Annotated in this window: 18 protein-coding genes; 8 read left to right on the forward strand and 10 right to left on the reverse strand. The window is 68.9% G+C overall.

Going from position 1 to position 19,798, the window contains the following annotated elements; genetic code table 11:
* Nucleotides 1-33: 33 nt before the first annotated feature.
* From LIN44_RS21435 to LIN44_RS21455, 5 genes are all read right to left on the reverse strand, one after another.
* On the reverse strand, nt 34-2,097 hold the full coding sequence (locus LIN44_RS21435; protein WP_227316246.1) for an 8-amino-7-oxononanoate synthase: 2,064 nt from the start codon (nt 2,095-2,097) through the stop codon (nt 34-36).
* Nucleotides 2,098-2,116: 19 nt separating this feature from the next.
* Nucleotides 2,117-3,499: a hypothetical protein gene (locus LIN44_RS21440; RefSeq protein ID WP_227316247.1), complete on the reverse strand. Its 1,383-nt coding sequence runs from the start codon at nt 3,497-3,499 to the stop codon at nt 2,117-2,119.
* Nucleotides 3,500-3,550: 51 nt separating this feature from the next.
* Nucleotides 3,551-4,519 (reverse strand): hypothetical protein, encoded by a 969-nt coding sequence (locus LIN44_RS21445; protein WP_227316248.1) that lies wholly within the window; start codon nt 4,517-4,519, stop codon nt 3,551-3,553.
* 372 nt (nt 4,520-4,891) lie between these two features.
* Nucleotides 4,892-6,178: a hypothetical protein gene (locus tag LIN44_RS21450; RefSeq protein WP_227316249.1), complete on the reverse strand. Its 1,287-nt coding sequence runs from the start codon at nt 6,176-6,178 to the stop codon at nt 4,892-4,894.
* Nucleotides 6,179-6,599: 421 nt separating this feature from the next.
* Entirely contained in the window at nt 6,600-7,712 is a 1,113-nt protein-coding gene (locus LIN44_RS21455) for an IS481 family transposase (RefSeq protein WP_227312018.1), read from the reverse strand.
* 493 nt (nt 7,713-8,205) lie between these two features.
* Here LIN44_RS21455 and LIN44_RS21460 point away from each other — a divergent pair, with 493 nt between their 5' ends.
* Nucleotides 8,206-8,685, forward strand: coding sequence for an SRPBCC domain-containing protein (locus LIN44_RS21460; RefSeq protein ID WP_227316250.1), 480 nt, complete (start codon nt 8,206-8,208; stop codon nt 8,683-8,685).
* Nucleotides 8,686-8,733: 48 nt separating this feature from the next.
* Here LIN44_RS21460 and LIN44_RS21465 read toward each other — a convergent pair whose 3' ends face one another.
* From LIN44_RS21465 to LIN44_RS21485, 5 genes are all read right to left on the reverse strand, one after another.
* A complete protein-coding gene (locus LIN44_RS21465) occupies nt 8,734-8,964 on the reverse strand; it encodes a hypothetical protein (protein WP_227316251.1) in 231 nt (76 codons plus the stop codon).
* An 87-nt stretch (nt 8,965-9,051) separates the two neighbouring features.
* Nucleotides 9,052-9,687: a TetR/AcrR family transcriptional regulator gene (locus LIN44_RS21470; protein WP_227316252.1), complete on the reverse strand. Its 636-nt coding sequence runs from the start codon at nt 9,685-9,687 to the stop codon at nt 9,052-9,054.
* Between the two features lie 13 nt (nt 9,688-9,700).
* Nucleotides 9,701-10,087 (reverse strand): nuclear transport factor 2 family protein, encoded by a 387-nt coding sequence (locus tag LIN44_RS21475; RefSeq protein ID WP_227316253.1) that lies wholly within the window; start codon nt 10,085-10,087, stop codon nt 9,701-9,703.
* Between the two features lie 21 nt (nt 10,088-10,108).
* Nucleotides 10,109-10,894, reverse strand: coding sequence for an SDR family NAD(P)-dependent oxidoreductase (locus LIN44_RS21480; RefSeq protein WP_227316254.1), 786 nt, complete (start codon nt 10,892-10,894; stop codon nt 10,109-10,111).
* A 37-nt stretch (nt 10,895-10,931) separates the two neighbouring features.
* Complete coding sequence (locus LIN44_RS21485; RefSeq protein WP_227316255.1) at nt 10,932-11,822, reverse strand: alpha/beta fold hydrolase; 891 nt, start codon at nt 11,820-11,822, stop codon at nt 10,932-10,934.
* Nucleotides 11,823-11,950: 128 nt separating this feature from the next.
* On the opposite strand from LIN44_RS21485, the gene LIN44_RS21490 reads away from it, so the two are divergent.
* The 7 genes from LIN44_RS21490 (at nt 11,951) to LIN44_RS21520 (ending at nt 19,024) form a co-directional block, all read left to right on the forward strand.
* Entirely contained in the window at nt 11,951-12,748 is a 798-nt protein-coding gene (locus tag LIN44_RS21490) for an SDR family oxidoreductase (RefSeq protein WP_227316256.1), read from the forward strand.
* Nucleotides 12,749-12,910: 162 nt separating this feature from the next.
* Entirely contained in the window at nt 12,911-14,473 is a 1,563-nt protein-coding gene (locus LIN44_RS21495; RefSeq protein ID WP_227316257.1) for a DUF1302 domain-containing protein, read from the forward strand.
* Between the two features lie 52 nt (nt 14,474-14,525).
* Complete coding sequence (dmpE, locus tag LIN44_RS21500) at nt 14,526-15,308, forward strand: 2-oxopent-4-enoate hydratase (RefSeq protein ID WP_227316258.1); 783 nt, start codon at nt 14,526-14,528, stop codon at nt 15,306-15,308.
* A 27-nt stretch (nt 15,309-15,335) separates the two neighbouring features.
* The gene (locus tag LIN44_RS21505) at nt 15,336-16,241 is read left to right on the forward strand and encodes an acetaldehyde dehydrogenase (acetylating) (RefSeq protein ID WP_227316259.1); all 906 of its coding nucleotides are present in this window, start codon (nt 15,336-15,338) and stop codon (nt 16,239-16,241) included.
* An 11-nt stretch (nt 16,242-16,252) separates the two neighbouring features.
* Nucleotides 16,253-17,278, forward strand: coding sequence for a 4-hydroxy-2-oxovalerate aldolase (gene dmpG / locus LIN44_RS21510; protein WP_227316260.1), 1,026 nt, complete (start codon nt 16,253-16,255; stop codon nt 17,276-17,278).
* 73 nt (nt 17,279-17,351) lie between these two features.
* Nucleotides 17,352-18,338 (forward strand): 5'/3'-nucleotidase SurE, encoded by a 987-nt coding sequence (gene surE, locus LIN44_RS21515; protein WP_227316261.1) that lies wholly within the window; start codon nt 17,352-17,354, stop codon nt 18,336-18,338.
* Between the two features lie 11 nt (nt 18,339-18,349).
* Nucleotides 18,350-19,024, forward strand: coding sequence for a hypothetical protein (locus tag LIN44_RS21520; RefSeq protein WP_227316262.1), 675 nt, complete (start codon nt 18,350-18,352; stop codon nt 19,022-19,024).
* The last annotated feature ends 774 nt before the right edge of the window (nt 19,025-19,798 follow it).

Raw genomic sequence — 19,798 nt, forward strand, 5'->3', positions numbered from 1 at the left:
AGCCCGGCCGCGCCGGCCCCCACCGCAGTCCCGTCAGGCCACCCGCGTGTTGCGGTGTTCCTGCAGCCGACGCAGCAAGTGCATGCCCGGCACCTGCACGTCGACCGGCTCGGCACCGATGTCCACGCCGGTGACGGCCCGGTACGAATGGATATAGGTCTGGATCTCCGGGCGGAAATACGCCGCCCAGTTCGCCGCGTTCGACGGATCGGTGACCGAATTCCAGTCGCTCCAGCGGATCGACGACACGATCTGTTCGCCGGTGGTGGCCAGCTGCCAGAACTGGTACGTGTTGGTATCGCCCCACCCCTGCAGCTTGCGCATGCTTTCCACCGAGTGCATCCACGGCTCGGGATAAGCGATCATCGAGCGCCGCGGCAGGAACTCGCGGAATTCCGGCCGCGCCAGGATCCACTGCTGCATCATCATCTCGATGCGCGAGGTGGTCGGCAGGTCGCCGAACTGGTTATGCGCGCCCTCGGACAGGATCAGGTGCACCTCGCGCAGCGCGTTCAGCAGCGGGAAGCCATCCGGCACCACGGTGGTATCGTCGGCCTGCCGGAAGAACGGCACGCACAGGTTCAGCAGCGTATGGAACGCACCCAGGAACTTGCTGCGGTTGTCCGCCGGCTGGATGCGCGGCACCGCGCGCCCGAACAGCCGGAAGCCATACTCGTGCAGGTACTCGGCCGCGCGCCGCTCGATCGGCAGCCGATGCTGCTCGTCCTGTACCCAGCCCCAGATGATGTTGCTCACCGGCCGCAGCGGGTCCAGCTCGAGCTGGTTGAGCGGATCCCTGGGCCCCCCGGACAGGTTCTGGAAGCGGCGCGAGATGGCGTTCATGGTCTGCACCAGCTGCAGCTCCTCCATCCAGTAGCTCCAGATCAGTTCGATCAGCGGCGGCGCGCTCAGCTTGGCCGAGAGGTCGTTGTTCCAGTGCTGCAGCCACAGGCAGCCGTCGCCGCACGGGCCGTCGTCGCGCGGCACCAGCTCGCGCGAACTCGACAGCGGCTCGGCGAGATCCGCGGCGGCATGTGTGGAGGGATGTTCCGCCGCACCGGAACGCGCCATGGATTCGCGCATGCCGTCGACGGTGCGCCCCGCCTCGGTACCCTGCAGGCCCTGCACCACGCGCTCCAGGTAGGGCAGCGTCGGCGACGCGCCCTTGCCGAAATACTGGCCGGCGATCTTCTGCACATGCGCCGATTCCAGGTTCAGTCCGAGCCGCTCATTGGCCAGAGCGATCGCCGCGTTGTCGGTCCTGAGCAGCGTGGCGATGGTGCCGCTGTCGCGCGCGGAGGGCACCACGGCACCCCAGGTCACCACGAAGGCCTCGGTGGCCACCTTCAGCGCGCGGTAGGCATCGGTGTCGGAGAACGGCAGGAAGCGGCGCCGGCTCAGCCGCGCGGCTTCGTCGTACAGCGCCGGGCCGTCGGGTGCGCCCGCGCGGGCCGGCAGCGGGCTGGTGCCGAAGAACAGCAGGTCCACCTGGCGCGCGTAGTTCTGCCAGCTCAGCATGTCGGCGTTGCGCTTGATCAGCAGCCACAACGCCCAGTCCGCCGTCAGGTCGCGCGAGGTGCGCTTGAGGCTGATGGCCGGCTCGCGGTAGTCCTTCACGCCCACCGGGCCGGAACGCGCCCCGATCGGGTCGAATTCGGCGGCGCTCGTATCGTCGCTTCGGGGTTGGGCATCGTCATCGGCGTCAGGGCGCGGTGGTGCCTTCAGGTGGCCCGGCACGGTGACCTCGCGCCGGCTACCCAGCCTGGCCGCGGCGGCGTACAGCATCTCGTCCGGGACGCCCAGCCCCGCCAGCTTGTGCATCGTGTGCGCCACTTCCTTGAGCGCCGCGCGCAGCCCCTCTTCCCCGGCTCCCCAGGCTTCGGAGGGCCCGACGCGGATCTCCAGCCTGGTCTCGCTACCGGGCTTGAGGCGCAGCTGCTCCATCTCGCGCGGCTCGCCTTCACGGGCGTACACCTGCAGCTTCAGGTATTTCTGGCCTTCGGCCAGCCTGGTGAAGTCATAGTGCCAGTCACCGTCGGTATTGCCCGTCGGCACCAGCGCGTACTCCACGCGACCCGACTCCGTGTTCGTGTTCATCACGTTCTCCTTCAGCAAATCACGCGTAGGCCGCGACCGGCATGCGCAGCGGCTGCCGTCGTTGGTTCAGCGCCTCGCTCAGCTGCGCGCTGCCGGCGCTCCAGGGCAGATAGCCGGCCAGTGCCCAGCGCTGCAGCAAGGCCGAGATGGTGCGTAGCTCGACGTCCGGCGCCAGCAGGCCGCTGTAGCGGGCCTGCCCCAGCACCGCGAACGCCAGCGTCGGGGTATCGGCCAGGTACTGGTGCGGGCGCGACCGCACCAGGCGCCAGAGCCGCAACAGGTTGGCGGGGTCGCGGCCGGGCAGCCGCAGCGCCTGGCCCAGCGTGCGCCCGCCCAGCCGCGGCGCGCGCAACGCCAGCAGCCTGTCGACGAACGCCGGGATCGACTGGTCCAGCTGCGCAAACGCGCGCCGTTGCGCGGCGCTCATCTGCCAGCGTGGGTAGAGCCGCTCCCACACCTGCTCGAGCGCATCCCATTGCGGGTGCGGATACAACGCCCGCCCCATCGCCACGGACAGCTTGACGCGGATCCACGGCGCCGGATGCGGGTCGTCGAGGTTGATGCGCAGCACGAAGGCGCGCGGCAGGCTCACCACGCTCATCAGCCCGCACGTGGCGGTGATGCCCACCCGCGACACCGCCCACAGGTCGGCAACGATCTCGCTGATCCAGCGTTCCCAGGCGCGCCAGACCTGCGGCGGCGCCGCCGATGCAGGCATAGCGCCGGCACCGCCGGACACCAGCCGCAGCCGCCGCTGGCCGTCGCCCGCGGCGGCACGGCGGTACGCATTGGCCAGGTCCAGCAGCGCGGCCGCCTGGTGCCCCACCTCGTGGAACAGGGACGCCGCCAGGCCGGTGCCGACCATGCGCTCGCGCGGCATGCGGATCACTGCCACGGGATTCGCGCCACCGCCCGGCAAGCGCGTGCGCGCCCGCCGGATCGCGCCGCCATGGCCGCGTTCGACATAGCAGATCACCTGCGGCAACGCGATCGCCACGCCGGGCTGCCGCAGGCCGTCGCGCGCGGCCACGTCCAGCCCTGCCAGCCATACGCCGGTGCCATGCTGGCTGCGCTGCGTCAGCACTTCGGCAAAGATCTCGAAATGCGTCAGCGCGGCGTGGAAATACAGCTTGAGCATGGCGTAGCGCCGCTGCGCGCGGGCCACCGCGGCGGGCTCGGGCCGCGCCGCGCGCAGTGCGCTCAGGAAGCGCGCAATGCGCCGCCGCAACTGGTGCCGCGCGGCCTGCATATGCCGCTCGATGGCACCCATGGCCTCGTCGCTGATATTGGCGGCGGGCACCATCGGCATCTGCAGCGCGTAGGGCAGCTGCGCGTCCAGGCGGGCGCGGATGCCGAGCACCTCCTGTTCCAGCAACCGCAGGGCGTGGGCGCAAGCGTTCATGACGGCGGCCTCGGAGTCGTGGCGCGAAGGTCGAAAGCGGATGGGGACGGCTCAGAACATCGGCCGTGGCGGTGCCAGGTACAGGATCAGCGCGCGCCCGTTGCGCGAGCGCCGCCACTGCCCGCCCATCGGCAGCGCCGCCGCACCTACGCCCGCACCTACGCTCCCTTGCGCGGCCACACCGTTGCCGCACGACGGGCACGACACCGCGCCGCCGTTGCCATAGCCCGCAGAGTTCGCATACGGCGCGCGCATCGCCGCGGCCAGGCTGGCCACCGGCTGTGCCGCAGTGCCGCCGGCCGCCGGCCCGAAAATCGGCGGCGTACCCATCTGCCGTGCCGCCGCCACGCCGTTCTGCGAAATCGTGCGCATGGCCGGCAGCAGGCCCGGCGCCACCTGGCGCGCGGCCTGCAGGAACGCCGCGCGCGCGGCGCGCGACGGCGGTACGTTGCGCGGCATGGTCAGCAGATTGCGGGTGGCCTGCTGGCCGATGCGCACCACGCGGCGCGCTACCTCGAACTCGCGGTCCTCGTTGCTCAGGCCTTCCAGCTCCAGGCCGAGCGCGCTGCCGGCCATGCTGGCCAGCTTGCCGCCGATCGCGCCGCCCGCGCCGGGCACCACCAGGTTGCCGAGCGCGCTGCCCACCACCGGCAGCGCCGCCTTGGCCGCCGAACGCAGGATGCCGCCCAGCGCCTTGCCCGCCGACGACCTGGCAAAGCTGCTGGCGGCGCGTCCCACCGAACGCACCAGGCCGCCCAGGAACTGCTCCATTTCCTGTTCGCTGTTGACGGCCAGCAACTCGGCCGCGAGTTCCATCTCCTGCATCTCGCCGGAGACCTCTTGCTCGAACTCGTTCTCGAATTCGCCTTCACCCTCGAATTCGCCTTCGAACTCCGTCGCCATGCCGCCGAGTTCCTGCCCCAGCTCGCCAGCCTCCATCAGCTCCGAGGCCAGTTCCTGTTCGAGCTCGTTGTAGCCGGTACCCCAACCGCCCGGCCTGGAAGTCCCGATATCGTGCATTTGCAGCTCCTTTCAGGTTAGGTTGGCGAGCCGCAGCGGAACTCGCGTAGCCACGTTGTGCACGCGCCGTGCCAGCCCGCAGCAAACGTGCAAGTCCCTGAAAAGGCGAGATATTCGGAAAGTCCACCAGGGCCGGCGGCGAACCGCGCTTCGCGCGGGGCCGGCTGGCGGGACGGGATCAGGCGAAGCGTGCTTCGCCGCCCGGGCGGCAGTTTGCAAGCCGGGATCGGCGGGGTAATGCCGTTCAGTTAACCACCGTCGTTCCCGCGCAGGCGGGAACCCAGTGACTTTGAAAGACGCTGGATTCCCGCCTGCGCGGGAATGACCGGTAGTGCGGATGGCGGCAGCAGATCCTGCCGCCATCCGCTCAGCCTACTTGACGCAGGCGAGGTTCACGGCGAGGCCGCCCCAGTCGGTAGCCTGGTTGTTGTCGACCTGCACCTGCAGCTTGTCGCCATGGGTGACCGTCCCGGCCAGCACTTCCTTGCCGCAGCTCTGCTGGCCATTGGTGATCTTGCAGCTCAGGTCGTTGAGCTGTGCAAGCGTCACCGAAGCCCCGGAACCGCTCACCTTGTGCACCGAGATGTCGAGCGTGCCCTGCACCTTGCCCAGCGTGCTCGCGGTGAGCGTGACGCGCGTGCAATCGTAGGGGATCACGACGCCGAAGTCCGACGGCAACGCGACCGCTCCGCCGGCGCCGGTCATGGCATAGCGGCCGCGGCTGAGCGTATCCGGCACGTTGAAGTTGCCGTTGTAGACGGTGCCGTTAGCCATGGTCACGCCCGTCGTCGGCCACTTGCCGTCCTGCTTGGGCCCGTACATGGTCCATGTGGTGGTGTCGAAATAGAAGTCGCCGTTCACGCCGATGTCGTCGGTCGGCGCGCCGCTGCCATACAGGACCTGGCCGCCATTGCCGACCGTGGTGCCACCCGTGCCGCCCGTGCCGCCCGTGCCGCCGCTGCCTGATCCGCCGCTCAGCGTGACCCCTGCCGGCCACACGCCATCGGCCTTCGGCCCGTACAGCGTCCAGGTGCTGGTGTCGAGGTAGTAGTCGCCGTTGTTGCCGAGGCCGTTGTCCGGCGCACCGGTTCCGGTCAGGACCGCGCCGCCGCTCGGTGGCGGTGTGCCGGTGGCGCTGCCGAGCGGCACGCCCGCGGGCCAGGTGCCGTTCGCCTTGGGCCCGAACAGCGTCGAGGTGGAGGTGTTGATGTAGTAATCGCCGTTGTTGCCGACACTGTCGGTCGGATCGACCGAGCCGGACAGGATGGTGTTGCCGGCCGCGCCGGTATTGCCGCCCGGACCCGCCAGCGAAACCCCTGCGGGCCACACGCCATTGGCCTTGGGGCCGAACATCATCCACGTCACGGTGTTCAGGTAGTAATCGCCGTCCTTGCCGACCTCGGGCCCCGGGTCGGTGGTGCCGGACAGCATGGCACTGCTGGTCGCCGCAGCCGGCGCAGGCGCGGGCGACGACGGCGTGGTGGGTGTGGCGGGCGAGGTGCCGGCAGAAGTGCCTGGCGAAGTGCCTGTCGAAGTGCCCGGGCCCGCGCTGGCGCTGGCGGGGGTCGAGTCGCCCCCTCCGCCACCGCCGCAGCCGGCGAGCGTGATGACAAGGCAGGCGAATGGCACGGCGGCCAGCTTGATGTGGGCGTTTTTCATGGGCTCCCCTTCCTCGGACTCTGCGGTCGTAAAGGTCGACGGCTTGGAAGGCGCCGTCGATGAACCCAATCTAGGTGGCGGAATTTGAATGGAAAATCGGTTCTATGGATGAGCCGGCAGATCGCCAGGGCGCAGCCCCCGCCAAAATCATCGGCAAAAGTATGTGTCCGGGATGAAACGCTGCGGGGGACGTGTCGCCGCACGCGTTGTCGCCGGCGATCTCACTGGCTTTTTTTGACCGCTTGTTTTCTCCCCTCTCCCGCATTCGGGAGGGCGGGGGTGAGGGCCGGCGGTGGCAATAGCGACGCCCTTCACTTCATTGACTCTCCCGCCCTCACCCCAGCCCTCTCCCGCAAGCTGTATGGACCGGGGACATGGGTAACACATGTGCCAGGACATGGGTAACAGTCCAGTCTCCAGTTTAATTGGCCTCCTGTAGGTCTATTGTGGCCACCTTCTGATGGCAGAAGTAGACATCAAAGGTGCCGTCCAAATCCACGCGAGGGCGCAGCGCTACGGGCGTTCCGACCAAGGCTCGTCCGACCCGGAACGTCTTTCCTCGGAAGCAGATGCGCCCGCCGTCGCCTACCTTTCGCACGATGTCATCGCTGCCGTACTCGATAGGCGGGAGCTCGCGCGGCATCGTCCGTGGACTAGGCGCATAGCGGCTTGCGGGTGTCTCCATATCCAGGGCGTGGTGTGGGCGCTTGAAGTTGTACACGTGGCGCCAATGGCTGAAGTGATGCTGCGCATCGTCCAGATCCCGGAAGCGCTGGTTGGCCAACAGCTCTGCCTGCATGGTTCGATGGAAGCGCTCGTCCTTACCGTTGGTCTGCGGATGGCGAGGTCGGCTATGACTGAGCCGCACCCCCAGGCGGATCAGCCAAGCACCCAACGTGGTAAGTGCACGGGGCACTGGAGAACCCCAGGGCGGGCCGTTGTCTGCATTGATGCGCTCGGGCAGCCCATAGCGCGCAAAAGCCTTCTCTAACGCTTCCTGTACGGATTCAAACTGTTCGTTGCCCAAGGCCCTGAGCAGCACATTGAACCGGGAGTGATCGTCCAAGACCGTGAGTGGGTGGCACCGCTGCGTGTCGGTAGCGAAGTGGCCTTTAAAGTCAATTTGCCATAGTGCATTGGGCCGGTCGTGCTCGAAGCGCTGCCAGGCTGTAGCGGCCGAGCTGGCGGCCGGATCGATCAAGCCATGGCGGCGCAGCACCCAATTGACTGTGCTCGGGGCGATTTGGACGCAGTGGTCACGCTCCAGTACGCGTGCGATCTTGCGGGCGCCCCAGGCCGAATGTTCGGCTCGGATCGCTAGCACGCCCTCTTCGACGGCAGCTGGAGTTCGGCCGGGAGAGCTATGTGGCCGCCGAGTTCGGTCGTCCAGATCCTCTCGGTTCAACCACTTGTAACCGGTCTTGCGACTGATGCAGAAGCGGCGGCAAAGCTCCGCAATATTGGCGTCCGCCTGGCGTGCCAGGCGGACGAACTCTTCTCTTTGCTGCTTCACGGTGTTTTGGCTCCAGGGCAACGTTGTCCTCCCGCTGACTAAGCGGGAAAAGTGTTACCCATGTCCTGGCACACCTGTTACCTATGTCCCCGGTCTATACAGCAAGCGGGAGAGGGAGTACACAAACGGGAGTTGGAAAGCTCGAGGAAATGATGTCGCCGCGGGTGTGCTCCCCTCTCCCGCTTGCGGGAGAGGGGCGGGGGTGAGGGCCGCGCCTCCACGAAGTCCACCGCATCAATCCGTGCGCGCCCACATCATCCTCCGGAATTCGGCGATGACCCCAAAAAAAGCCGGCCATCGCCGATGGCCGGCACCAAGCTCACAGCAGATGGAGAATGCGGCCCCGCCGCGCATCGCCGCCGCCGGACAGCGCGACCGCGGGACCGGGACTCAATGTGCATCACGGCGATGACGTCGCCTTCGTCCACCCGGACTCGTCCGTTCGGGGTATGCGGGGCGCCGGCGGATGGCTCTAGTGTTTCCCTTCCCAATGACTTTGATGAAGGAGGAGACCATGGCCAAGGCCGAGAATCTGGTGACGTCGATCCGGGTAGAGATCGATGCGCCGGTGGCGCTGGTGTGGGAAGTGCTGACCGACTTTGCGCGCTACAACGAATGGAACACGTTCTGTCCCGGGCTGGAAACCACCGGGCGGCTCGGCGACATGGTGCACATGCAGGTGCGCATTCCCGGCACCGACCAGGTGATCCCGGTCAACGAGTACCTGGTGGCGTGGGAGCCGGAGCGGCTGCTGTCGTGGGAGCAGCGTCCGACCGACGCGAACAAGGACGCCGCGCGGCGCGACCAGTACCTGGAAGCCATCGGTCCGGGACGCACGCGCTACTTCACCACCGACCTGTTCCTGGGCCTGAACGCCGAGACCATCATGCGCGAGCACGGTGCCTGGGTGAAACAGGGCTTCGATCAGGTGGCACGCGACGTCAAGGCGCGCGCGGAAGCGCTGCACGCGCAACTGCAGGCCGGCCGCGGCTGACCCCGTGCCGGTTCGGCCCGGACACCGGGCCGACCGGCCTTACGGTGCTTACTGTGGCGGCCGCTGGCTCAGCACCACCAGCGCCGCGGCACCGCGGCTGCGCACGCAGGCGTCGTCGCAGCGCTCCATCGCGGCCTGGGCGGCGGGCAGCGTCATGGCGGGGAGCGCAAGCGCGGGCCGGTCATCCTGGCCGGCATCGACGGCCAGCCCCCAGCCCACGCCCATGGCAGCGCCTGCCCCGATCAGGCCCGCCGCCCAACGAAATCCGAGCCGCTTCATCGCTGTCTCCTCCGCTTGCCCTGTTGGTATCCGGGCGATTGAGAGCATCGTAGTCAGCGGCGGGCCGGACCTCTTCGTCCGAGCAGACTAAGGGGTATCCCGCATCAGCGCGGGGTCGGAAGTGGCGTGGGATCGACAAGAAGCGCGCGCGGCGGGCAGCACCGCATGGTGCTGGTACAGCCGGGCCAGCGCCGCGGCGCTGCCGGACAGCCCGGCGGGCGCCAGGTGCATTGCATGCGCGCCCAGCAGGCCCCACAGGTGCGCCAGCAGCAGGCCGGCCAGATCCGGGCTCGGCAACAGCATGGCGAACGTGACGCGCAGCGAATCGACGCCGCGCAGCACGCGCTCGCGCAGCGGGCACAGTTCGCAGGCTTCGCCGCACTTGTGCTGCAACAGTGCGGCAATCAGGCTGACATGGCGCGCCAGTTCGTCGCCGTGCAGGAAGGCCTGCAACGCCTGCGCCAATGCGTCCGGCGCGGCGCCAGCCTGTGCCAGCGGTGCAAGCCGCGCGGCGAAGTCGGCTTCGGCGCAGGACAGCAGCGCGCCCAGCAGGTCGGCGCGGGAATGGAAGTGTCCGTAGACGGCGCCGCGCGTCATGCCGATGGCGCGCGCCACGTCGTCGACGGTGACGCAATGCAGGCCGCGCTGGCGGATCAGCCGCTGCGCGCTGGCCAGGATGCGCGCGCGCGTCACGGCGGCATCCTCGCGGGTGTGGCGGGCCATCGGCGCGGCGCGCTTACACGAAATGCACGTCGTCCGGGCCCCAGTGGGCGCGCATGCTGCGGATGCGGCCGTCATCGCCGAAGCTCATGATGTCGGTCACGTCGATACGCGCCGGCCGCCCTTCCAGCCGCGCATGCACGGCGAAGGTCAGCGCGGCGGCGTTGCCGTGCGAGCCGCGCGGCGGCGCCACCACTTCCAGCCGCGCGCCCAGCGCGGTGGCGTGCTGGTAGAACGCCAGGATGGCCGGCTTGCCGGTGATCGGCTGCGCGCCGACCGGGTCTTCCACGGTGGCGTCGTCGGCGTAGAGCGCGGCAACGCCCTGCGCGTCGCCGGCATTGAAGCGCTCGACATAGGCGAGCAGCGTCGCCTTCATCGCGGCGCTATCGGGTCCTTCGGCCATGGGGTCTCCTGGTCGTGGGTTTCAGCGTGCGGTGTAGCCGCCGTCGATCACCAGCTCGGCGCCGGTGACGTAGCGTCCCGCGTCGGACACCAGATACAGGATGCCCGCCGCGATGTCGCGTGGCTGTCCGACCTTGCCCGCTGGCGTGAGGCCGCCCAGGTAGTCGAACAGCCCTTCGCCCTGCCCCGAGGCCTGCGCCACGTGTTCCAGCATGGGCGTGCGGATAAAGCCGGGATGGATCGAATTGGCGCGGATGTTCTTGCCGGCGTACAGCAGCGCATCGGTCTTGGCCATCATCCGCACCGCCGCCTTCGACGCGTGATAGGGCGGCACGTCCGGCCCGCCGGCGATGCCGTACATCGACGACACATTGACGATGGCGCCGCCGCCGGCGCGCTCCATGTGGGGGATAGCATGCTTGGTGCACAGGAAGGTGCCGGTCACGTTCACCGCCATCACCTGCTGCCATTGCTCCAGCGCCAGTTCATGGGTGGGCGCATTGGGCCCTTCGATGCCGGCGTTGTTCACCAGGATGCCGACGCCGCCGAAACGCTGCGCGATCTCGGTGAACACGCGCGCCACCTCGTCTTCGCGGGTGACGTCGAGCTTCCAGAATGCGGCCTCGCCGCCGGCCGCGCAGATCGCGTCGGCCGTGGCCTTGCCGTCCGCTTCCAGCACGTCGAGCACGGCGACCCTGGCGCCAGCCGCCGCGAGCATGCGCGCGGTCTCCGCACCGATGCCGCGCGCGGCACCGGTGATGGCCGCCACCTTGCCACGCAGGCCGAACAGGTCATACGGGTATTCCATGGTGTCTCCTTGATAGTTATGTTGTGGGCGGAGGCAATTATGCCGCGCCGCCCGGCGCGGTATCGGCCAGGAAGCCCAGGCATTCGCGGTTGAAATACGCCGCGTGCTCGACCATCACCCAGTGGCCGCAGCGGTTGATCATGACAAAGCGCGCGTCGGCGCAGCCGCTCAGGAATTTCGCCGCGCTCGAGGCGGGATTGAACCGGTCCTCGGTGCCCCAGAAGCCCAGCACCGGGCAGCGGATCTCGCCCAGCCGCGCGGTCAGGTTGGGCACCTTCATCGTCGCCAGCACCTCGCGCGGCTGCTCGCGGCACACCGCCATGCGCTCGTCGACCAGCGCGTCGGTGACCAGGCTGGCGTCGTGCACGAGCAGTTGCAGCAGCTGGCGCATGGTGTCGGGGTTCATATGGCCGCCGGTGAACAGCGACACCATGCGCTGGATGCCGGGCATCTCGAAATAGGTCTCGCGCTCTTCGACGCCGCCGGGCGCCATCATCACCAGGCGGCTGACATGCTCGGGGTAATCCAGCGCGTATTGCAGCGCGATGGCGCCGCCCAGCGAATTGCCCACCAGCACGCAGCGCGGCAGTTCCAGCGCCAGCAGCTGCTCGCGCAGCGCGGCGACGAAGAAGTCCAGCGTGTACTCGACGTCGTCCGGCTTGGACGACAGCCCGTAGCCCGGCAGGTCCACCACCACGGTACGGAAACCCGCCGCGGCAAACGCCGGCACGTTATGGCGGAAGTTGCTGTGGCCGCTCGCGCCCGGTCCGCTGCCGTGGATGAAGACCACCGGCTCGCCGGCGCCGGCGTCCAGGCAGTGCAGCCGCAGGCCCGTGGCGGTGGTGATGAAGCGCCCCACCGGCAGGTTGGGATGGAGCGAGGCGGTGGCGATGGGGGTCGAGGACGTGTGCTGCGAGGTAGCGGACATGAGGGCGTCTCCCTTGGTTTGCCAGCATCTTGCGCAGCGCCATCGCCGCGGGCATCGTTCATTCGGACTACGAGCCGGCGGGCCACTTCTCCTACGATGGGCGCTCCATGCATCAGAGGGGGACGTTCATGACAGGATTCGCGGGATTCGATTACACCGGCCAGACCGTGCTGGTCACCGGCGGCATGCGCGGCATCGGCCGCGCCATCAGCGAGGCCTTCCTGCGCGCCGGCGCGCAGGTGTTCGTGTGCGGCCGCACCGCGCCCGCCGACGACAGCGAACTGCCCAGCGCGAACGGCCGCAGCGCCCGCTTTATCGCCGCGGACATCCGCGACCTGGAACAGGTCGACGCCATGCTGGCACTGATCGCGCAGGCCAGCGCGACGCTGGATGTAGTGGTCCACAACGCCGGCGGCGCGCCGTTCGCGCTGGTCGCGGATGCGTCGCCGCGTCTGCTGGAATCGGTAATCCGGCTCAACCTGGTGGCGCCGCTGCAGCTGGCCCAGCGCTGCAATGCGCGCATGCAGCAGCAGGCCGGCGGCGGCACCCAGCTGTTCGTCGGCAGCGTCAGCGCGCTGCGCCCATCGCCCGGCACCGCCGCCTACGGCGCCGCCAAGGCGGGCATCCTCAATGCGGTGCGCACGCTCGCGGTGGAATGGGCGCCGCGCGTGCGCGTGGCCGCGGTCAGCCCGGGCATGGTGCTGACCGAGACCTCGCAGCAGCAGCACTACGGCGACCCGGCGGCGTTGCTCAACATGGCGGCGACGGTGCCGCTCGGCCGGCTGGCGCTGCCGGACGACATCGCCGCCGCCTGCCTGTTCCTGGCGTCGCCGCAGGCCTCGTACATAAGCGGCGCCAACCTCGTGATCGACGGCGGCGGCGAGCGGCCGGCCTTTCTCGACGCGGCCTCGGTGAATCGCACCTGAGTCGCACCTGAACCGCACCCGAGCAGCTGCTTCCCGTAGGGAAACCGCCTAGTCCGTTCTGCCGATTTGTGCGGGGCTCCCCGTCTCTACGCTTCTCGTCCAGGCGAGCGCCGATCGAAGTGCCAGGCAATGAACCAACACCGATTCCACGGGGAGACCACCATGCACCAACCACCACGCGGGCCACTGCAGCGCCGCAACCGGCTGCGGCCCATCGCCGCAGCAGCGGCCCTGACGGCGCTGCTTGCACAGCCCGCGCGCGCCGGCGACACCATCGACCTCGGCCACGACACCACGCTCGACTACAGCATCACCGCCTCCTACGGCGCGGCGCTGCGCACCGGCCGCCAGAGCGACGCGCTGCTGAGCCCGGCCAATATCAACGGCGACGACGGCGACCGCAACTTCAAGCGCGGCGACCTGATCGCCAACCGCGTTTCGCTGCTGGGCGAAGCACATCTCAAGCGCAACGCCTTCGGCGTACTGCTGCGCGGCAGCGTGTTCCAGGACTGGGCCTACAGCGGCACCAATTCCAACAACGCGCCGTTCACGGTCAACCACAGCGGCCCGTTCAACCAGTTCACCAGTTCCGCGCGCGACTACCACGAGCACCGCGCGCAGCTGCTCGACGCCTACGTCTACGGCGCCACGCCGGTCGGCGGCACGCAGCTGAGCTTCAAGCTGGGCAACCAGGTGGTGGCCTGGGGCGAAAGCCTGTTCTTCGCCAACATCGCCGGGGCGCAGGGCCCCGCCGATGCGACCAAGGCCTTCGTCCCCGGCGCCGAGGTCAAGGACATCCTGCTGCCGGTGCCGCAGGCCTCGCTGCAGCTGCAGGTCACGCCGTCGTTCAGCCTGATGGGCTATTACCAGTTCACCTACAAGCCGAACCAGATGTTCGCCCCGGGCAGCTATTTCAGCACCACCGACGTGGTCGGGCCCGGCGCGGAATTCATCATCGGGCCCGGCTTCAACATCCCGCGCGGCCCGGATATCCGCCCGTCCGACTGGGGCCAGTGGGGCGTCGGCGCGCGCTTCCGCGTGTTCGAAGACACCGAGATCGGCATCTACCAGCTGCGCTACCACGACAAGAACCCGAGCGTGGTCACCTCGCTGTTCCCCACGCTGCAGTACCAGCAGAAGTTCTACGGCGGCATCAACCTGACCGGCGCCAGCTTCTCGACGCAGCTGCTGGGCGCCAACGTCGCCGGCGAAGTCAGCTACAAGGACGGCGTGCCGATGCTGGTGGACGTGGCCGGCTCCGCCACCGCCACGCGCGGCAAGGCGCTGCAGGGCCAGCTGTCGGCGATCTATTCGGTGGGGCCGAACTTCCTGGCCGACTCGCAGTCGCTGCTGGGCGAAGTGTCGTACCTGCATGTGCTGGACGTGGATCCGGTGATGGGCTTCAGCAAGCTGTCGAACACCCGCAACTCGGCCGCGTTCCAGGTGGGCTGGTCGCTCACCTACAACAACGTGTTCGATGGCTGGGACGTCACCGTGCCGCTGACCTACGCGCAGCAGTTCAGCGGCAGGTCGGCGGTGGCCGGCGCCTTCGGCACGCTGATGGGCTATGGCGACAAGCGCGCCAGCGTCGGGCTGACCTTTAAGTACCTGAACAACCTGGAGCTCAACCTGACCTACGCCGCGTTCATCGGCGGCGCCAACATCGTCAACCGCCCGCTGGCCGACCGCGACTACGTGGCCTTCAACGCCAAGTATTCCTTCTGACCTTCGTCCCGGTCCGCGCCGCCAAGGCCGCGCGGACCGTCCCTTTGCCGCCATGAACGCCGACCTGATCACCACGCTCAGCAACGAACTCCACCAGGCGCTGGTCACGCGCACGCCGGTACCGCCGCTCAGCGGCCGCGGCCTGGCGCTGGATGTCAGCGCCGCCTACCGCATCCAGCAGGGCTTTGTCGCCCACCGGCTCGCGGCCGGCGACCGCGTCACCGGCAAGAAGATCGGCGTGACCAGCGCCGCCGTGCAGCAGATGCTGGACGTGCACCAGCCCGACTTCGGCATCCTGCTGCAGAGCATGCACTACGCCGCCGGCCAGCCCATCCCGACCGCGTCGCTGATCCAGCCGCGCGCCGAGGGCGAGATCGCCTTCTTCCTGCGGCGCGACCTGCGCGGCCCGGGCGTGACGCGCGACGACGTGCTCGACGCCACCGAGGCGGTCGCGGCCTGCTTCGAGATCGTCGATTCGCGCATCCGCGACTGGCGCATCCGCATTGAGGATACGGTCGCCGACAACGCCTCCTGCGGCGTCTATGTGCTCGGCGACGAGCGCGTCAGTCCGCATGCGCTGGACCTGGCCGCCTGCGCGATGACGCTCGACAAGAACGGCGAGTGCGTCGCCACCGGCCTGGGCAGCGCCGCGCTGGGCCACCCCGCCGACGCGGTGGCGTGGCTGGCCAACACCCTCGGCAGCTACGGCATCCCGCTGCTGGCGGGCGAGACCATCCTGTCGGGCTCGCTGGCGGCGCTGATTCCCGTGCAGGCGGGCGACCACCTGTCCATGCATATCACCGGCATCGGCGGCTGCGCCGCCGTGTTCTCCTGACTGTCTGACCTTGCAACGCGAGACCCCATGAACAAGATCCGATGCGCCCTGATCGGTCCCGGCAATATCGGCACCGACCTGCTCTACAAGCTGCGCCGCAGCGACATCCTCGAACCGGTCTGGATGGTCGGCGTCGAGCCAGCCTCCGAAGGCCTGGCGCGTGCGCGCGAACTGGGGCTGAAGACCACCAGCGACGGTATCGACGGCCTGTTGCCGCATCTGGAAGCCGACGACATCCGCATCGCCTTCGATGCCACCTCGGCCTACGTCCATGCCGAGCATTCGGCCAGGCTCACCGCGCGCGGCGTGCGCGTGATCGACCTGACGCCGGCGGCGATCGGGCCGTTCTGCGTGCCGCCCGTCAACCTCGACGCCCATATCGGCAGCAACGAGATGAACGTCAATATGGTCACCTGCGGCGGGCAGGCCACCATCCCGATGGTCTATGCCGTGTCGCGTGTGCAGCCGGTCGCGTATGGCGAGATCGTGGCGACGGTGTCGTCGCGCTCAGTCGGTCCCGGCACGCGCCGCAATATCGACGAATTCACGCGCACCACCGCGGGCGCGATCGAAGCCGTGGGCGGCGCGCGCCAGGGCAAGGCCATCATCGTGATCAACCCGGCCGAGCCGCCGCTGATCATGCGCGACACCATCCACTGCCTGACCGACGACGCGCCCGATGTTGCCGCGATTACCGCGTCGGTGCATGACATGATTGCCGAGGTGCGCAAGTACGTGCCCGGCTACACGCTGAAGAACGGCCCGGTGTTCGATGGCAAGCGCGTCTCGATCTTCCTCGAGGTCGAGGGCCTGGGCGACTACCTGCCCAAGTACGCCGGCAACCTCGACATCATGACCGCCTCGGCCGCGCGCACCGCCGAATGCATCGCCGCCGCCATGCGCGCCGGCAGCCCCGCAACCGCCACTGCCTGAGGAGCCCGGCCATGGCCCAACGCATCACCCTGCACGACATGACCCTGCGCGACGGCATGCACCCGAAGCGCCACCAGATTTCGCTGGAACAGATGAAGGGCATTGCCCGCGGCCTCGATGCCGCCGGCGTGCCGCTGATCGAAGTCACCCACGGCGATGGCCTGGGCGGCGCCTCGGTCAACTACGGCTTCCCCGCGCACAGCGACGAGGAATACCTGCGCGCGGTGCTGGGCGAGCTGAAGCAGGCGCGCGTGTCGGCGCTGCTGCTGCCCGGCATCGGCACCGTCGACCACCTGCGCATGGCGCACGAGATCGGCGTGCAGACCATCCGCGTGGCCACACACTGCACCGAGGCCGATGTCTCGGAGCAGCATATCGGCATGGCGCGCAAGCTCGGCATGGATACCGTCGGCTTCCTGATGATGGCGCACATGGCGCCGGTGCAGACGCTGGTGCAGCAGGCGCGGCTGATGGAAAGCTACGGCGCCAACTGCCTGTACATCACCGATTCCGCCGGGCACATGCTGCCGCACGACGTTACCGAGAAGCTCACCGCGGTGCGGCAGGCCTTGCGCCCGGAGACCGAGCTGGGCTTCCACGGCCACCACAACCTGGCCATGGGCGTGGCCAATTCGCTCGTGGCGATCGCCTGCGGCGCCACCCGCATCGACGCCGCCGCGGCGGGACTGGGTGCCGGCGCCGGCAACACACCGATGGAAGTGCTGGTGGCGGTGTGCGAGCGCATGGGCATCGAGACCGGCGTCGACGTGTTCCGCATTGCCGACGTGGCCGAAGACCTGGTGGTGCCGATCATGGACCACCCCATCCGCATCGACCGCGACGCGCTCACGCTGGGCTATGCCGGCGTGTATTCGTCGTTCCTGCTGTTCGCCAAGCGCGCCGAGGCCAAGTACCACATCCCCGCGCGCGAGATCCTGGTGGAGCTTGGCCGGCAGCGGCTGGTGGGCGGCCAGGAAGACATGATCGAGGACACGGCGATCACGCTGGCACGCGCGCGCGGCCTGCCGGTGGCGTAAGGACGCTTTCGATCGGGCCCGGCCCGCCGGGCCCTGCTTGCATCACCCACAAAGAATGAGGAGACAGATACCCATGTTCAGACTTCGTGCCCGTCCGCGGCTAGCCGGCTTCGCCTTTGCTGCCATGGCGCTGGCCGCCGCATCCAGCCCGGCCCACGCCCTCAATATCCTGCTGACCAATGACGACGGCTGCGCCGCGCCCGGCATCACCGCGGTGCGCAAGGCGCTGCAGGACGCCGGCCACCGCGTGCTCACGGTCGGCCCCGCCACCAACCAGAGCGGCTCGGGTGCGGCCTATGCCGTGCCCGACGGCCGCACCCGGCTGGTGGTGGACCCGCTCGCCGGCAGCGCCGATACCTTCTGCGTGCACCGGGTCAAGCCCACCTTCGTCGCGGGCGGCGCGCTCAACAGCACCAATCCGGACTACATCGGCACCGGCTCGCCGGTCGACGCCACCGCCATCGGCCTGAAGATCGTCGCGCCGGAGAACGGCTTCACGCCGGACCTGGTGGTCTCGGGCGCCAACTTCGGCGAGAACCTGTCGGACTCGATCCCGCACTCGGGCACCGTGATGAACGTGCTGTTCGCCGCGCGCCGCGGCGTGCCGGGCATCGCGCTGAGCGTGGGGGTGGACTTTGCCGAGACCCGCACAGGCTTTCCCAGCACCATCGCCGCGTTCCCCAAGGCCGGCGCCTTCCTGGCCCGCGTGGTCGCCAGCCTGGAAGCCAGCCGCGCCGCCGGCCAGCCGCTGCTGCCGGTGGCCCACCCGCTCAGCATCAACTACCCCGTCGGCGCGACCCCGGCCGGCGTGCGCCTGACCGTGCCCGGCACCGTCGATTCCTTCACCACGGCCTACAAGCGCAACCCCGACAACACGGTATCGATCGACGCCGGCCCTGCGCAAGCCGAACTGGCCGCGCTGGCGCGCACCGCCGAGACGCCGGCCTTCCTGGCCAAGTACATCACCATCTCGCCGCTCGATGTCGACTTCCGCCCCACGCCGCTGGCGCGCGGCCTGTTCAACCGCTCGCGCCGCGAGCTGGCCAACCTCGCTCCGTGAGCACCGATACCATGGGCAAGCAACTTCGACACTGGCGCCACCTCGTGCTCGCATGCGCGGTCGCGGCCGTCGCGGCATGCGGGGATGACCCGGCACAGGAAGTGAGCGGCACCGCCGCCGTCGGCGCGGCGCTGGCCGGCGCGACCGTGCAGGTGCGCGATGCGCAAGGACAAGTGCGGCATGCCACCGCCGATGCCAGCGGTGCCTTCCGCCTGTCCGGCGTGCCGGATGGGGCGCTGATGGTCCGCTGCGAAGGCGGGCTGGTAAGCGGGCTCGAAAAAGGCGAACCGAACCGCCAGCGGCTGCATGGCGTGGTGCTGGGCGGGCGCACCGTGAACTGCACGCCGCTGACCGAGCTGGCGCTGTGGCACCTGACGGGCGGCCCGCCGGCCCAGGCCTTCGACGGCTTCGGCGCCGCCACCGCCAGAGCGCTGTCAGCCCAAGCCCTGGCCGAAGCGGAAACCGCCGTGCTGGCCGCGCTCGCCGCCGGTGCCGGGGTCGACATCGACCCCGCTGCCGTACCGCAGCGCTGGCATGACACCCCGCTGCAAGCCGGCAACGCCGGCGATCCCCACGATGCCGCGCTGGACGCGCTGCGCGAAGCCATCGCCGACCAGGCTGCGATGGACTTCATGGGCGAGATGGTGGTGCACGGGCTGTGCGTGGTGGATGGGAACTGCGGGTGATGAAAGGGATGGGGAGAGGGCCGCCGATGGCAATTGCGACGGCCCTCACTTCGTTGATATTCCCGCCCTCCCCCCAACCCTCTCCCGCAAGCGGGAGAGGGAGTACGCAAGCGGAAATTGGAAAGCCCCGAGGCGTTGATGCTGCTGCGGGCTTTCTCCCCTCTCCCGCTTGCGGGAGAGGGGCCGGGGGAGAGGGCCAGCGGTGGCAATTGCGACGGCCTTCACTTCGTCGACACTCCCGCCCTCACCCCAACCCTCTCCCGCAAGCGGGAGAGGGAGTACACAAGCGGGAATTGGAAAGCCCCGAGGCGTTGATGCCGCTGCGGGCATTCTCCCCTCTCCCGCTTGCGGGAGAGGGGCCGGGGGTGAGGGCCGGCGGTGGCAATAGCGATAGCCTTCACTTCGTTGATATTCCCGCCCTCACCCCAACCCTCTCCCGCAAGCGGGAGAGGGAGTACACAAGCGGGAATTGGAAAGCCCCGAGGCGTTGATGCTGCTGCGGGCTTTCTCCCCTCTCCCGCTTGCGGGAGAGGGGCCGGGGGTGAGGGCCGGCGGTGGCAATAGCGATAGCCTTCACTTCGTTGATACTCCCGCCCTCACCCCAACCCGCTCCCGCAAGCGGGAGAGGGAGTACACAAGCGGGAATTGGAAAGCCCCGAGGCGTTGATGCCGCTGCGGGCATTCTCCCCTCTCCCGCTTGCGGGAGAGGGGCCGGGGGTGAGGGCCGGCGGTGGCAATAGCGATAGCCTTCACTTCGTTGATATTCCCGCCCTC

This window comes from Cupriavidus sp. MP-37 (genome assembly GCF_020618415.1).
GTDB lineage: Bacteria > Pseudomonadota > Gammaproteobacteria > Burkholderiales > Burkholderiaceae > Cupriavidus.

Bases quoted from the DNA above. Each gene is read 5' to 3' on its own strand.
- LIN44_RS21435 (WP_227316246.1), bottom strand. From the start codon at position 2,097: ATGAACACGAACACGGAGTCGGGTCGCGTGGAGTACGCGCTGGTGCCG.
- LIN44_RS21440 (WP_227316247.1), bottom strand. From the start codon at position 3,499: ATGAACGCTTGCGCCCACGCCCTGCGGTTGCTGGAACAGGAGGTGCTC.
- LIN44_RS21445 (WP_227316248.1), bottom strand. From the start codon at position 4,519: ATGCACGATATCGGGACTTCCAGGCCGGGCGGTTGGGGTACCGGCTAC.
- LIN44_RS21450 (WP_227316249.1), bottom strand. From the start codon at position 6,178: ATGAAAAACGCCCACATCAAGCTGGCCGCCGTGCCATTCGCCTGCCTT.
- LIN44_RS21460 (WP_227316250.1), top strand. From the start codon at position 8,206: ATGGCCAAGGCCGAGAATCTGGTGACGTCGATCCGGGTAGAGATCGAT.
- LIN44_RS21465 (WP_227316251.1), bottom strand. From the start codon at position 8,964: ATGAAGCGGCTCGGATTTCGTTGGGCGGCGGGCCTGATCGGGGCAGGC.
- LIN44_RS21470 (WP_227316252.1), bottom strand. From the start codon at position 9,687: ATGGCCCGCCACACCCGCGAGGATGCCGCCGTGACGCGCGCGCGCATC.
- LIN44_RS21475 (WP_227316253.1), bottom strand. From the start codon at position 10,087: ATGGCCGAAGGACCCGATAGCGCCGCGATGAAGGCGACGCTGCTCGCC.
- LIN44_RS21480 (WP_227316254.1), bottom strand. From the start codon at position 10,894: ATGGAATACCCGTATGACCTGTTCGGCCTGCGTGGCAAGGTGGCGGCC.
- LIN44_RS21485 (WP_227316255.1), bottom strand. From the start codon at position 11,822: ATGTCCGCTACCTCGCAGCACACGTCCTCGACCCCCATCGCCACCGCC.
- LIN44_RS21490 (WP_227316256.1), top strand. From the start codon at position 11,951: ATGACAGGATTCGCGGGATTCGATTACACCGGCCAGACCGTGCTGGTC.
- LIN44_RS21495 (WP_227316257.1), top strand. From the start codon at position 12,911: ATGCACCAACCACCACGCGGGCCACTGCAGCGCCGCAACCGGCTGCGG.
- dmpE (WP_227316258.1), top strand. From the start codon at position 14,526: ATGAACGCCGACCTGATCACCACGCTCAGCAACGAACTCCACCAGGCG.
- LIN44_RS21505 (WP_227316259.1), top strand. From the start codon at position 15,336: ATGAACAAGATCCGATGCGCCCTGATCGGTCCCGGCAATATCGGCACC.
- dmpG (WP_227316260.1), top strand. From the start codon at position 16,253: ATGGCCCAACGCATCACCCTGCACGACATGACCCTGCGCGACGGCATG.
- surE (WP_227316261.1), top strand. From the start codon at position 17,352: ATGTTCAGACTTCGTGCCCGTCCGCGGCTAGCCGGCTTCGCCTTTGCT.
- LIN44_RS21520 (WP_227316262.1), top strand. From the start codon at position 18,350: ATGGGCAAGCAACTTCGACACTGGCGCCACCTCGTGCTCGCATGCGCG.